Here is a 12,677-nt window from a genome sequence, read left to right on the forward strand (position 1 = left end):
CGGGGAGGGAAAGCGCCTATTTCGGCAGGACCAGCTTGGGATCGACCGAGCGGGCCCGCTCCAGCGGGTTGGGGGTGTAGCGCACCTCGAAGTGCAGTTGCGGCTCGGGCACGCCGCCGGTGGCGCCCACCTGGCCCACCTGCTGACCCTGGGTGACCTTCTGCTGCATCTTCACGTCGATACGCGACAGGTGCGCATAGACGGTCGCCCAGCCGTCGGCGTGCTTGATCAGCACCAGGTTGCCGAAGCCCGGGACCTGGTCGCCGGCGTAGACGATGTCGCCGTCGGCGGAGGCGCGCACCGGAGCGCCGGCGTCGGCCTGGATGTCGATCCCGTCGTTGCGCTGTCCGCCGGCCTTGGGGCCGAAGTCCGAGAGGATCGCGCCGGTGAGCGGCCACGTGAAGCGGCCCTTGCCCATCTGCGAGATCTGGGCGTCCGTCGGGCCGGGCGTGCTGGGCGCGGTGGGCGTGGCCGAGGGCGCCTGGCCGCCGGGCGGGGCGTAGGGGATCGGGTGCGCCGGCAGGCTCAGCTCCGAACCGCGGCCGGGGACGTAGGGCTGCGGGTAGCGGGTGACGGGGCGTTCCTCAGCCGGGGCGTTGCGGTCGCGGTAGCCGTCGGGCAGGAAGACCTTCTGCCCGGACTTGACCGACAGCACCCGCTTGGAAAGCTCGTTCTCGGCCCGCAGGCTCGCGACGCTGACGCTGAAGCGCTGGGCGATGCTGGCCAGGGTGTCGCCCGGCTGGGCGGTGTAGATGTGCTCGGCGAAGCTCGGGCCGTGCAGGATCTGGCCCGCGTGGACGGCGTTGCCCTTCAGGTGGTTGAGGCGCTTCAGCACGCTCACGTCGGTGTCGAGCCGGTCGGCGACCTTGGCCAGGGTCTCGCCCTTCTTGACCTTGTAGGTCTCGCCCTTGGCCTCGCGGGTGACCACCGAGCCCTGGGCGGAGCGGTCGGGCGCGGCCCCGCTGCTGTCGGCGGGCTCGGCCGCGGCCTTGCCCTTGCGGCCCTTGGCGGCCTTGGCGGGCGCGGCGTCGGCCTTGTCGTCCGACCGGTCGTCGGCGGATTCGACGGCCGGGGCCTTGTAGTCGGCCGGCAGGCGGATCTTCTGGCCGGGCCGGATCGCGGTCTTGGCCGTGAGGTCGTTTTCCTCGCGCAGCTCGTCGACCGACACGTGGAAACGCTTGGCGATGGAGAAGACGGTGTCGCCCTTGGCCACGACATAGGCCTTCTTGGTGACCACCGGGCCCTTGATCACGTCGCCCGGCTGCAGGACGGAGGTCTTCTTCAGCCCGTTGGCGCTCATCAGCTCGGCGACGGTGGTGTCGAGCGTGTCGGCGATCTTCTCGAGGGTGTCGCCCTTCTTGACCACATAGGCGCCGCGCTCGCCCTTCAGGGTGACGATCTTGCCGTTCGCCGCCGTCGGCGCGGTGGCCGCCGCAGCCTTGTGCGCCGTCCTGGCAAGCGCAGGCCCCGCGCAAAGCGCGGTCGTGGCCACGAGGATCAGGGCCGATCGCTGGAGGAAATGCGTCATCGCCGCTCCGGGTTGTATTTGGGCATGAGTCGGGGCGTCACGGTTGATGATGGGTTAAGCCGGCCCATCGCGCCAACCCGCAAATCCGCCGCAGGCCGCTGAAGGGTCTTGGTCAAAGCTCTTTCGCCACCCCGTCGAGGAGGGGCACGAACCGCACGTCGGTCAGCGCCTCGATGGTGAATCCCCCTTTGCCGTCGCCGGTGTAGCGCTTGAGGCTCTGCACCGGGCCCTTGCCGATCGGCGCCACCAGGACGCCGTTCGGCTTGAGCTGCGCGAGCAGCGCCGTCGGCTCATCAGACGCCGCCGCTGTGACCATAATACGGTCGAACGGCGCCTGCTCGCGCCATCCCTCCCCGCCGTCGCCGAACCGGGTGATGACATTGGTCAGCCCCAGCGCCTTGAAGCGCGCCTCGGCCTCGCGCATCAGGGTCCGGTAGCGCTCCACCGTATAGACCAGCCGCGAAAGCTTGGAGAGGATGGTGGTCTGATACCCGCTCCCGGTGCCGATCTCGAGCACGCGGTCGCGTTTGTCGACCTTCAGGGCCTGGGTCATCAGGCCGACGATGAACGGCTGGCTGATGGTCTGGCCGCAGGCGATCGGCAGGGCCGAGTCCTCGAAGGCGCGTTCCTTGAACAGGTCGGGCGTGAAGGCCTCGCGCGGCGTGGTCTCGATGGCGGCCAGCACGGCGGGCTCGCTCACGCCCTGCGAGCGCAGGGCGAGGATCAGGCGGGCAAGCCGCGTCTCGGCCGTGTCGTCGTCTTTCTTCGCCATCCTCAAGCCCTGGCGACGTCAAACATGGGGCGGCGGCCCACCCAGAACGCCACGCAGCTTGTGCACTGACTCGCCGTGCGTGAGATCGATATGCAGCGGCGTCACCGAGATTTTGCCGTCATAGAAGGCGCGAAGGTCGGTGCCGGCGTCCGGCATCGAGCGCTCCTGCCTGTATCCCACCCAGAAGTACTCCCGCCCGCGCAGGTCGGTGCGCTTCTCGGCCATGCGGACGTGGGCGTCGCGGAAGCCCTGGCGGGTCACCTCCACCTCGGGCGCCGGGGCCAGCGGCCGGTTGGGGAAGTTCAGGTTCATCACCACGTGGGTCGGCCAGCCCACTTCCAGGAGGCGCCGCACGATGCCCGGCGCGAAGGCCTCGGCGCAGGCGTAGCCCGTGCCACCCTCGTAGAAGCCGCCCTGCGAGAGCGCGATCCCCGGCACGCCCATGGCCATCGCCTCGATGGCGCCGGCCACGGTGCCCGACATGGTCACGTCCTCGGCCAGGTTCACGCCTCGGTTGACGCCGGAGAGCACCAGGTCGGGCTTGGCGCCCTCGACCAGCTCGCTGATCCCCAGCATCACGCAATCGGTGGGCGTGCCGGTGGTGGAGAACCGCCGCGGCCCATATTCGCGCACCCGGATCGGGTCGGTGAGGGTCAGCGCCCGGCTGGCGCCCGACCGCTCGGCCTCAGGCGCGCAGATCCAGACGTCGTCGGACAGCTTGGCCGCGATCCGCTCCAGCGCGGCCAGCCCCTCGGCATGGATTCCGTCGTCGTTGGTGAGCAGGATGCGCATCTAAGACCCGCTCATCCCCCCGATGTGCGTCAGCCCGGGCAGATAGGGGTGCAGCGCTTGCGGAATGGCGATTCGGCCGCCCTCGTCCTGGTAGTTCTCCATCAGCGCCACCAGGGTGCGGCCCACGGCCAGGCCCGAGCCGTTGAGCGTGTGCACGAAGCGCGCGCCCTTCTCGCCGGCGGCCTTGGCGCGGGCGTCCATCCGCCGGGCCTGGAAGTCCCCGCAGTTGGAGCAGGAGCTGATCTCGCGATAGCGGCCCTCGGACGGCAACCAGACCTCCAGGTCGTAGGTCTTGCGCGCCCCGAAGCCCATGTCGCCGGCGCAGAGCAGCATGGTGCGGAACGGCAGCTCCAGCCGCTTCAGGACCGCCTCGGCGCAGCTCACCATCCGCTCGTGCTCATCGCCCGACTGGTCGGGCGTCGTGACCGAGACCAGCTCGCACTTGTAGAACTGGTGCTGGCGGATCATCCCGCGGGTGTCGCGGCCCGAGGCGCCGGCCTCGGCGCGGAAGCTCGGCGTCAGCGCGGTCAGCCGCAGCGGGAGTTCCTCCTCAGGCGTGATCTGCTCGCGCACCAGATTGGTCAGCGACACCTCGGCGGTGGGGATCAGCCAGCGGATCTCGGGCAGAGCCTCTATCGGGCCGTCCGTGGCGCGGAAGCTCTCGGCAGTGTTCAGGCCCGGGACCGCCATGAACTGGTCGTCGCCGAATTTCGGCATCTGCCCCGTGCCGAACATCGCCTCGGTCCGCACCATCAGCGGCGGCGAGACCTCCAGGTAGCCGTGCTCGCGGGTCTGCAGGTCGAGCATGAACTGGCCGAGCGCGCGTTCCAGCCGCGCCAGCTCACCCTTCAGCACCACGAACCGCGCGCCGCTCATCCGCGAGGCGGCCGCGAAGTCCATCAGGCCCAGGGCCTCGCCCAGGTCTACGTGGTCCCTGGGCTTGGCGATGGCGAAGGGTGTCCCCCAGCGGCGGACCTCGACATTGCCGTGCTCGTCCTCGCCCGGCGGCACGTCGGCGGCCGGGATGTTGGGCAGGCTGGCCAGAAGCTCGTTCAGCGCCCCGGCGGCGGCCTTCTCGGCTTCGCCCTCGGCCTCCAGCTTGGCCCTCAGGGCCTCGACCTGGGCCATCAGCCGCTGGGCTCCGGCCTCGTCCTTGGCCGCCTTGGCCTGGCCGATCTTCTTGGACGCCTCGTTGCGCTCGGCCTGGGCGGTCTGCCAGCCGGTCTGTGCGGCGCGCAGCTTCGCATCGAGTTCAAGGATCTGGGCCACCAGCGCCGAACCGGACAGCCCCTTCGCGTCCCAGCCTTTGGCATAGGGCTCAGGCGTTTCGCGAAGGGCTCGGATATCGTGCATGGGCGTCGCTAGCTGGGGCGGAAGCGGCTTCTCTAGAGCGCGTTGGGCGGCAGGCCAAGGCTCAGGCCGCCGCCGCGTCTTCCTTCTTGCGGCGCAGCTCGATCAGCTTCACGCAGCCGACGGAGACGAAATAGAGTCCCACGATGGGCAGGGCCAGCAGCAACTGGCTGATCGGATCGGGCGGGGTGATGAAGGCGGCCACGACCACGATCGCCGCCACCGCATAGCGCCAGCCGGACATCAGCATCTTGGCGTTCACCAGGCCCGCGATCCCCAGCAGCGTCAGGATCACCGGCAGTTGGAAGCATAGCCCAAAGGCCAGCAGGAGCGTGGTCACCAGGTCGAAATACTCGCTGACCTTCGGCAAAAGCTGCACCGAGATCCCGGTCGCGCCGACGATCTGCTGGCTCATGGCGAACCACAGGACGAAGGGCAGGATCGCGTAGTAGACCAGGGCCGCGCCCAGCACGAACAGCAGGGGCGAGGCGATCAGGAACGGCAGGAAGGCGCGGCGCTCCTTCTTGTAGAGGCCGGGCGCGACGAAGGCGTAGATCTGCTGGCCCAGCACCGGGAAGCTGAGCGCCACGGCGCCCAGGGCCGCCAGCTTCACCTTGGTGAAGAAGAACTCCAGCGGAGCCGTGAAGACGAGATTGGTCACCTGTCCGGCCACCGGCGGCGGCGGATTTATGCCGGCCAGGACCAGGAACATGTTCTTGGCCTCGATCACCGGCGCCATCAGGTCGAAGCCATGGGTCGCGACCTTCGCGCCATGCGCGCGAACCGCCAGGATGCCCGCCGCGATCTCCAGGGGATGCAGGAGTTGCGTGAACGCCTGGGTCGAGAACATGAAGCAGATGATGAAGGCGATGAAGAGCGCGATCACGCAGCGGATCAGGCGCGTGCGCAGTTCGACCAGGTGGTCCAGCAGCGGCGCGCGCGAGGCCTCGATCTCGTCTTCATGGGCGTCGCTCACGTGGCGGACGCCTTACGGGCGCGCGGCTTGGCCGGCGCCTTCGCGGCCGGAGCTGTCTTGGGCTTGGCGGGCTTGGCCGGAGCGGGCTTCGCGACCGCCTTGGCGGCCGGAGCCTTCGCGGCGGCGGCCTTCCTCGACGCGGCGGGCCTAGCGGCCGCGGCCTTCGTGACCTTCGCCTTGGCGGCCGAGGCGTTCTTCGCCGCGCCGCTCTTGGCCGGAGCCTTGCGCGCCGTCCTCGGCTTCGCGGCCGCGGTCACCTCGATCGGCGACGCGGCGGCGGGCGTGTAGGGGTAGGCCACCGGGGCGTTGAGCTGTACGCCCACGTCGGAGAGGCCCTGGCTGATCTCGTCGAAGGTCTGGTTCACCTCCGGCGCATGGGTCGACATGTCGATCAACTGCCCCTGGCGCATGGCCTCGACCTCCTTGCGCAGCTCGTCGAGCTCCGACTGGCGGGCCATCTCGTCGAAGCTGGCGCGGAACTCGGCGGCCATGGAGCGCACCCGGGCCATGAACTGGCCGAACTTGCGCAACAGCACCGGCAGGTCCTTCGGACCCACCACGATCAGCGCCACGACCGCGGCGATCAGGAATTCTAGGGCGCGCCCTTCAGGAAACATGGCGGTGGCTTAGCGCGGTTTCAGGCGCAGAGGAAACGCGGCGGGAAGATCGGCGTCAGGCCTTGGTCTTCGGGCGGGTCGACGACGCCGTCTTGGTCGCCTTGGCGGCGGTCTTGGGCAGCGGCTTGGCCGGCGGCGCGGGCTCTTCCTCGTGCGCCTCTTCCTCGCCCTTCAGGCCTTCGCGGAAGGCGCGGATGCCCTTGGCGGTGTCGCCCATGATGCCGGAAATCTTCCCGCGGCCGCCGAACAGCAGCAGAAGCACCACGGCTGCGAACACAAGGTGCCAGATCGAAAGACCGCCCATGGCGTCGAAAACTCCAAGCCCGTCGCGCCCCAGCGACATCGATTAGGGGCTATATAATCGCTCTCGTCACGCCGCGCCACGCGACATTCAGGCCGTCTCCTCGCCCAGGTAGTCCATGTGGAACTCCGGCGCGTCGCCGTCCTCCAGCGGGTCCTCGTCGAGGCCGGGCGCATTGGGATCCGGCACGGCGAAATCGGCGGGCAGGTCCAGCGACAGCAGGCCTGCCGCGCGCATCTCCGCAGCGCCCGGCAGGTCGCCGACGCTCGCCAGGCCGTAGTGCTCCAGGAAGGCGTCGGTGGTGCCGTAGGTGATCGGCCGGCCGGGCGTGCGCCGACGGCCGCGCATCCGCACCAGGCCCAGCTCCAGCAGGACGTCGAGGGTGCCCTTGCTTGCCTGCACCCCGCGCACCGCCTCGATCTCCGCGCGAGTGACCGGCTGGTGGTAAGCGATGATGGCGAGCGTCTCCTGGGCGGCCTTGGAGAGCCGCCGCGGCTCGTCGCGCTCGTCGGTCATCAGCCAGGCGAGGTCGCCCGCCGTCTGGAACCGCCAGCGGCCCGCCACGCAGGCCAGCTCCACGCCCCGGCCCGCGTAACGGTCCTGCAGGGCCGCGACGGCGCCGGCCACGTCCGCGCCCTCCGGCAGGCGCTTGGCGAGGTCGGCGTCGCTCAGGGGCCCGGCCGCGGCGAACAGCAGCGCCTCGACCTCGCGCTCGGTGTCGGCCAGGTCGCTCACGCCGCCTTGGCCTTCTTGGTGCGCAGGTAGATGTCGGCGAAGGCCTCGAGCTGGCGGGCCTCCAGCGCGCCTTCCTTGACCAGCTCCAGGCTGGCCGAGAGGGTCGAGGCCACATAGGAGGCGCGCCCGGGCCGCCCGTCGCTGCCCGGCCCCGGCGGCCCCATCGGCGCCACCCCGGTCAAGGGCGTCCAGCGATCGAGCTCCGGCAGCAGGCGGCGCAGGCGGTCGCGGGCCTCCTCCAGCGGGTAGGCCTTGGGCGTCGCGGGCGTGTAGGTCCGGCCGGCCTCCTTGGTGCGCTGGGCGATGTAGGCGCTCATCAGGCCGTAGAGGTCGCCCTCGATGCGGCCCGACGGGATGACCTTGATGGCTTCCGGGTCGCCGCGGCTGAACACCTCGCGGCCGAGCTGCGGGCGGGTGCGCAGGCCCTCGGCGGCGGTGCGCATGGCGTCGAGCTTGGCCAGGCGGAACGCGAGCCGGGCGGCGATCTCCTCCGCCGGAACCTCGTCGGCCCTGGGCTGCTCGGGCTTGGGCAACAGCAGGCGCGACTTCAGGTAGGCCAGCCACGAGGCCATCACCAGATAGTCGGCGGCCAGCGCGAACTGGGCGCGGCGCGCCTGCTGCACGAAGGCCAGGTACTGCTCGGCCAGCTTCAGGATCGAGAGCTGCAAGAGGTCGACCTTCTGGCTGCGGGCCAGGGCCAGCAGGACGTGCAGCGGGCCCTCGTAGCCGTCGATGTCGACGATCAGGGCCTCGCCGTCCTCGGCGGCGTTGGCCGCGGCGGCGAAGTCGAGGCTGGGCTGGAAGCCGCCGCTCATGCCGCGAACTTGCCGTCGAAGGCCGCGTCGAAGCGGGCCCGGGCCTCGGCCGCGTCGAAGGGTTCGGGCGCCTTGGCGAGCCTGGCCAAGGCGGACCTGGCGCGCGCCGCGGCGCGGCCCTTGAGCTCGCCCGCGCCTCTCACCACCGCCTTCATCTCGTCCATGGCGCCGTTACAATGCAGGACCACGTCGCAGCCCGCCGCGCGGCTGGCGGCGGCCCGCTCGGCGAAATCGCCGCTGAGCGCCTTCATGGAAAGGTCGTCGCTCATCACCAGCCCGTCGAAGCCGATCGCGCCACGGACAACCCGGCGCATGACCTTCTTCGAGGTGGTCGCCGGGCGCTTCCTGTCCACCGCGGAATAGATCACGTGGGCGGTCATCGCCATGGGCATGTCGGAAAGCACCCGGAACGGAGCGAAGTCCCGCCCGTCCAGGTCCTCGAAGCTGGCGTCCACCACGGGCAGCTCCAGGTGGCTGTCGGACATTGCCCGGCCGTGGCCCGGGATGTGCTTGATCACCGGAAGCACCCCGCCGGCGATCAGCCCCTCGGCGGCGGCGCGGCCCAGCAGGGCCACCTCCTCGGCGGTCTTGCCGTAGGCGCGGTCGCCGATGATCTCGTGGCCCGAGGGGTCGGGCACGTCCAGCACCGGCACGCAATCGACGTTGATGCCAAGGGCGGCCAGGTCATGGGCCATCAGCCGCGCGCCGAGGCGGGTGATCTCGCGGCGCACCAGCGGGTCGTTGCCGCTGAGGTCGCCGAAGGCGCGGCCCGGCGGATAGCGGCCCCAGTGCGGCGGACCCAGCCGCTGCACGCGCCCGCCCTCCTGGTCGATCAGCACCGGGGCGTCGACGCGGCCCACCGTGTCGCGCAGGGCGTCGACGAGCGCACGCACCTGATCGGGGGTCTCCACGTTGCGCTTGAACAGGATGAAGCCCCAAGGCTTCACCCGCCGGAAGAAGCTCCGCTCCTCAGGCGTCAGGATCGGGCCCGAGCAGCCCAGGATGGCCGCCGCGAGCGTCACTTGACGAAGCAGGCCTTCCCGGCGGCCTTCAGCTTGTTGCAGAACGCCGCGGCGTCGGCGCGCCTGGCGAAGCCGGTCACCTGGGTGCGGAACAGGGTCTTGCCGTCCTTGTCGACCTTCTCGACGGACTTGCCCTTTCCGGCCGCGGCGCCGGGCGCGACGGCCGCGGCGTCGCTCCAGCCCTTGTCGGCCAGGGCCTGCGAGGAGAAGGCGCCGATCTGCACGGCGGCGACGCCGGCCACGGCTTTGGCGGCGGGAACCGGAGCGGCGGCCTTAGCTTCAGGCTTCGCGGACGCGGGCTTCGGCTTGGCGGGCGCAGCGGCCTTGGCGACCGGCGCAGGCGCGGGCTTCGGCGCGGGGGCTTCGGCCTTGGGCGCAGGTGCGGGCTTGGCGGCCGGGGGCTCGGGCTTGGGCGGCGCAGCCGGGGTCGCCGCGGCGGGCGGCTGGGCGGGGATCGAGGGCCTCAGGGTCGGCGCCGGCTGGGCGGGCGCGGCGGGCGCCGCCGGGGTCACCACCACGGCGGGCGCGGCCGTTTGCGGGCGGGCCTGGGGCTGTTCCGGCGGGGCGGTGAACTGCGGCGAGATCGCCCCGTCGCCGGAGGCCTTGCCGCCTTCGGTCTTGTAGATCTGCAGGCCCGCGGCGGGGTCCTGCGGCTGGGCCTCGGCGGGTGGCGCGGCCTTCATGCCGCCCACGGGAACGCCGACGGCCTGCGGCGGCTGGCCGGCCTGGCGCACGCCGGAGCGGTAGAAGATGAAGATCGCCGCCGCCAGGCCCGCGAGCACCAGGATCGAGATGATCAGGGTGAAGGGCAGCGGCCGGGAGCCGCGCACCGGCTGGCGGGCGTCGAAGCTCAGCGGCGCGTCGGTGGGCGGCGTATAGGCGCCGCGCTCATGATCGGACATCGAGGGCTCCCGAGGCGGGCGCGTCCGGATCGCCGAATCGCGCGCTATGGGCGGCAGTCTAGCCGAGCCCGCGCCCGTCCAACCGCCCTACCCGCCGATTTCTGTGCGCAGACCGCGCCGGAAGTTGGGCGCGCCGCCGTGTCCGCTCGTCGCATCGCCCGCGCCCCGCCGAGGGCGCGCAGCCAGAAACATATAGGAAATATATGGCGTGCAATCGGGCTGGCCGCGCGGACGGCCTCGCGCCCGCGCCCAGAGGCGAGCCGACCGAGCGTGATCACCTCCGACGACAGACGCATCCGGGAACTGATCGGCGGGGCGGCCCAGGCCGTCGCGACCGGGCGGCCCTACGACGCCGAGCGGCTGGTGCGGCAGGCGGAGAACGAGGCGCCGGACCATCCCCTGGTGCTCAACGAGATCGGCAAGCGCAGGCTGCTGGCGGGCGATCCGGCGGGCGCCCTGACGGCCCTGGACCGGGCGCTGCGCGCCGAGCCGCAGAACCCCGCCTTCCGGCTCAACCTCGCCACGGCGCTGCGCGACCTGAACCGGCGCGGCGAGGAACTGGCGGAACTCAACCGGGTGCTGGCCGCAGAGCCCACCAACATGCGCGCCCTGCTCCAGGCAGCGGCTTGCCACGAGTTCCACGAGGACAGCCGCGCCGCGGCAGCGACCTACCGCAAGGCGTTGATGCTGATCCCGCCGGGCGTCCAGCCGCCGCCGGACATGCGCCCGCTGTTCGACCACGCCCGCCGCGTGGTCGACGCCAACGCCCGCGCCCTGGAGAGCTTCCTTGAGGCCCATCTGCAGGAGGCGCGCGCCCGCTACGCCGGCGAACCGATGGGGCGGTTCGACAAGTCGCTGGCCACCTTCCTGCAGAAGCGCCGGGTCTACCGCTCCCAGCCGACCTTCCTCTATGTGCCCGAGCTGCCGACGATCGAGTTCTTCCCGCGCGAGGACTTTCCCTGGCTCGACGGGATCGAGGCGGCCGCCGACGACATCCGCGAAGAACTGGTCGGCGTCCTGGCCGAGGGCCATGAGGTGCTGGAGCCCTACATCGCCCTGGAGGCGACGCCGGACGAGAAGTGGCGGGCGCTGAACAACTCCCGCAATTGGGGCGTCTTCTATCTGTGGAAGGCCGGAGAGGCGATGGCCGACAACATGGCCCGCTGCCCGAAGACCGTCGCCGCGCTCGGCGCCTGGCCCAGGTGCGAGCTGCCGGGCTCAGCGCCCACGGCGGTGTTCTCGATCCTCGAGCCGCACACCCGCATCCCGCCGCACACCGGGGTCAACAACGCGCGGCTGATCTGCCACCTGCCGCTGATCGTGCCGCCGGGATGCGGCTTCCGGGTGGGCGCGGAAACCCGTCAATGGGAGCCGGGCAAAGCCTTCGTCTTCGACGACACCATCGAGCATGAGGCCTGGAACGACTCCGCCGAGGCCCGCGCGGTGCTGATCTTCGACATCTGGAACCCCTACGTCACGCCCGCCGAGCGCGAGATGGTGAGCGCGCTCACCACCGGGGTGGAGCAGTTCTACGGCGCCCTGCCCTCCTACCTCTAAGCGCGCGACCTCCCGCCAGCGACTTCGCGGAGGAGGTGGGCGCTAGTTGAGCGAATCCAGGTGGAAGAGCTTCCTGTGCTCTTCGATGGCGTAGCGGTCGGTCATGCCGGCGACGTAGTCGCAGACCACGCGCGCCACCCCCGCCTCGTTGCGGCCCTGGGTGCGGGCGTACCACTCGGCCGGCAGGACGTCGGCCTCGGCCATGAACAGCTGGAACATCTCGGCCAGCATCCGCCGGGCCTGGCTGCGGGTGCGGTTGACCTTCCAGTGGCGGTACATCCGCTCCATCAGGAAGACGCGCAGCGCGCCCAGGTCCTCGACCATGTCGCGCGAGAAGGCCACGATGGCGTGATCCAGGTTGCGCACGTCCTCGGGCGACTTCACCGCGTCCTTTTCGGCCCGCCGGCGGGTCTCGGCCAGCACGTCGTCGACCATGGCCCCGATCATCCGGCGAACGGCCTCGAGGCGCAGGATTCCGGGATCGACCTTCGGGTATTCGGCGACCGCGCTCGCCACATGCGGACCGATCAGCGGGATCGAGCGCAGCTCCTCCAGGTTGAAGAGGCCCGCCTGCACCCCGTCGTCGACGTCGTGGTTGTTGTAGGCGATGTCGTCGGCCAGCGCGGCCACCTGGGCCTCGGCCGAGGCCCAGCCGCCGAGCTTCAGGTCGTATTCGGCGTCGAACTCGGCAATGGCGCTCCAGGAGGGCTTCTCCAGCTTATCGACCACCGGGCCGTTATGCTTGATGATCCCCTCAAGCGTCTCCCAGGTGAGGTTCAGCCCCTCGAAGCGCGGATAGCGGCGCTCCAGCTTGGTCACCACCCGGAAGGTCTGAACGTTGTGGTCGAAGCCGCCGAAAGCGGCCATCTGGATCTGCAGCTCGTCTTCCCCGGCGTGGCCGAAGGGCGGATGGCCGAGGTCGTGGGCGAGCGCGATGGTCTCGGCGAGGTCGGCGTCCAGGCCCAGCGCCGTGGCCAGCGAGCGGGCGATCTGCGCCACCTCGAGGCTGTGGGTCAGGCGGGTGCGGAAGTGGTCGCCCTCGTGGGCCACGAAGACCTGGGTCTTCTCCTTCAGCCTTCGGAAAGCGGTCGAATGGATGATGCGGTCGCGGTCGCGGGCGAAGGGCGTGCGCGTGCGGCTTTCGGACTCTGCGACCTTGCGGCCCCGGGACTTCGCGGGGTCTTCCGCATAGGGTGCTCTCGGAGGGATCGTGGCGGCCATCAAATCCATCTATATGACAGCCCCTTGGTCGAAGCCGCTCGCACCCTCATATAGTTCAGGCGTTCCATTCGTCTAATCATGATGACCAG

The 12,677-nt window shown here is 70.7% G+C and carries 13 protein-coding genes; 1 reads left to right on the top strand and 12 read right to left on the bottom strand.

The features are described from left to right. Positions 1 to 16: 16 nt before the first annotated feature. The 11 genes from VNW53_RS16690 to VNW53_RS16740 form a co-directional block, all read right to left on the bottom strand. On the bottom strand, positions 17 to 1,528 hold the full coding sequence (locus VNW53_RS16690; RefSeq protein ID WP_325556957.1) for a LysM peptidoglycan-binding domain-containing protein: 1,512 nt from the start codon (positions 1,526 to 1,528) through the stop codon (positions 17 to 19). A gap of 112 nt (positions 1,529 to 1,640) precedes the next feature. Further along, entirely contained in the window at positions 1,641 to 2,300 is a 660-nt protein-coding gene (locus VNW53_RS16695; protein ID WP_325556958.1) for a protein-L-isoaspartate(D-aspartate) O-methyltransferase, read from the bottom strand. Between the two features lie 18 nt (positions 2,301 to 2,318). After that, the gene (gene surE, locus VNW53_RS16700; protein WP_325556959.1) at positions 2,319 to 3,092 is read right to left on the bottom strand and encodes a 5'/3'-nucleotidase SurE; all 774 of its coding nucleotides are present in this window, start codon (positions 3,090 to 3,092) and stop codon (positions 2,319 to 2,321) included. Next, positions 3,093 to 4,445 (bottom strand): serine--tRNA ligase, encoded by a 1,353-nt coding sequence (gene serS / locus VNW53_RS16705; RefSeq protein WP_325556960.1) that lies wholly within the window; start codon positions 4,443 to 4,445, stop codon positions 3,093 to 3,095. Between the two features lie 61 nt (positions 4,446 to 4,506). Continuing rightward, entirely contained in the window at positions 4,507 to 5,418 is a 912-nt protein-coding gene (gene tatC / locus VNW53_RS16710; RefSeq protein ID WP_325556961.1) for a twin-arginine translocase subunit TatC, read from the bottom strand. Then, the gene (gene tatB, locus VNW53_RS16715; RefSeq protein WP_325556962.1) at positions 5,415 to 6,035 is read right to left on the bottom strand and encodes a Sec-independent protein translocase protein TatB; all 621 of its coding nucleotides are present in this window, start codon (positions 6,033 to 6,035) and stop codon (positions 5,415 to 5,417) included. Before tatB ends, tatC begins: the two co-directional genes overlap by 4 nt. A 55-nt stretch (positions 6,036 to 6,090) precedes the next feature. Next, entirely contained in the window at positions 6,091 to 6,339 is a 249-nt protein-coding gene (locus VNW53_RS16720; protein WP_325556963.1) for a twin-arginine translocase TatA/TatE family subunit, read from the bottom strand. Between the two features lie 87 nt (positions 6,340 to 6,426). Then, positions 6,427 to 7,071 (bottom strand): SMC-Scp complex subunit ScpB, encoded by a 645-nt coding sequence (gene scpB / locus VNW53_RS16725; protein ID WP_325556964.1) that lies wholly within the window; start codon positions 7,069 to 7,071, stop codon positions 6,427 to 6,429. Then, entirely contained in the window at positions 7,068 to 7,886 is an 819-nt protein-coding gene (locus VNW53_RS16730) for a ScpA family protein (protein ID WP_325556965.1), read from the bottom strand. Before VNW53_RS16730 ends, scpB begins: the two co-directional genes overlap by 4 nt. Continuing rightward, the gene (nagZ, locus tag VNW53_RS16735; protein ID WP_325556967.1) at positions 7,883 to 8,908 is read right to left on the bottom strand and encodes a beta-N-acetylhexosaminidase; all 1,026 of its coding nucleotides are present in this window, start codon (positions 8,906 to 8,908) and stop codon (positions 7,883 to 7,885) included. The genes VNW53_RS16730 and nagZ overlap by 4 nt, the downstream gene beginning before the upstream one ends. After that, the gene (locus VNW53_RS16740; RefSeq protein WP_325556969.1) at positions 8,905 to 9,810 is read right to left on the bottom strand and encodes an SPOR domain-containing protein; all 906 of its coding nucleotides are present in this window, start codon (positions 9,808 to 9,810) and stop codon (positions 8,905 to 8,907) included. The genes nagZ and VNW53_RS16740 overlap by 4 nt, the downstream gene beginning before the upstream one ends. A 270-nt stretch (positions 9,811 to 10,080) precedes the next feature. Here VNW53_RS16740 and VNW53_RS16745 point away from each other — a divergent pair, with 270 nt between their 5' ends. Beyond that, positions 10,081 to 11,367, top strand: a complete 1,287-nt coding sequence (locus tag VNW53_RS16745; protein WP_325556971.1) for an aspartyl/asparaginyl beta-hydroxylase domain-containing protein — start codon at positions 10,081 to 10,083, stop codon at positions 11,365 to 11,367. Positions 11,368 to 11,409: 42 nt separating this feature from the next. Here the strand turns inward: VNW53_RS16745 and VNW53_RS16750 are convergent, their stop codons facing one another. Beyond that, a complete protein-coding gene (locus VNW53_RS16750; protein ID WP_325556972.1) occupies positions 11,410 to 12,588 on the bottom strand; it encodes a deoxyguanosinetriphosphate triphosphohydrolase in 1,179 nt (392 codons plus the stop codon). Positions 12,589 to 12,677: the final 89 nt, after the last annotated feature.

This window comes from Phenylobacterium sp. (assembly GCF_035569475.1).
GTDB lineage: Bacteria > Pseudomonadota > Alphaproteobacteria > Caulobacterales > Caulobacteraceae > Phenylobacterium.

Bases quoted from the DNA above. Each gene is read 5' to 3' on its own strand.
- serS (WP_325556960.1), bottom strand. From the start codon at position 4,445: ATGCACGATATCCGAGCCCTTCGCGAAACGCCTGAGCCCTATGCCAAA.
- VNW53_RS16730 (WP_325556965.1), bottom strand. From the start codon at position 7,886: ATGAGCGGCGGCTTCCAGCCCAGCCTCGACTTCGCCGCCGCGGCCAAC.
- VNW53_RS16750 (WP_325556972.1), bottom strand. From the start codon at position 12,588: ATGGCCGCCACGATCCCTCCGAGAGCACCCTATGCGGAAGACCCCGCG.
- surE (WP_325556959.1), bottom strand. From the start codon at position 3,092: ATGCGCATCCTGCTCACCAACGACGACGGAATCCATGCCGAGGGGCTG.
- VNW53_RS16690 (WP_325556957.1), bottom strand. From the start codon at position 1,528: ATGACGCATTTCCTCCAGCGATCGGCCCTGATCCTCGTGGCCACGACC.
- VNW53_RS16720 (WP_325556963.1), bottom strand. From the start codon at position 6,339: ATGGGCGGTCTTTCGATCTGGCACCTTGTGTTCGCAGCCGTGGTGCTT.
- VNW53_RS16740 (WP_325556969.1), bottom strand. From the start codon at position 9,810: ATGTCCGATCATGAGCGCGGCGCCTATACGCCGCCCACCGACGCGCCG.
- tatB (WP_325556962.1), bottom strand. From the start codon at position 6,035: ATGTTTCCTGAAGGGCGCGCCCTAGAATTCCTGATCGCCGCGGTCGTG.
- VNW53_RS16695 (WP_325556958.1), bottom strand. From the start codon at position 2,300: ATGGCGAAGAAAGACGACGACACGGCCGAGACGCGGCTTGCCCGCCTG.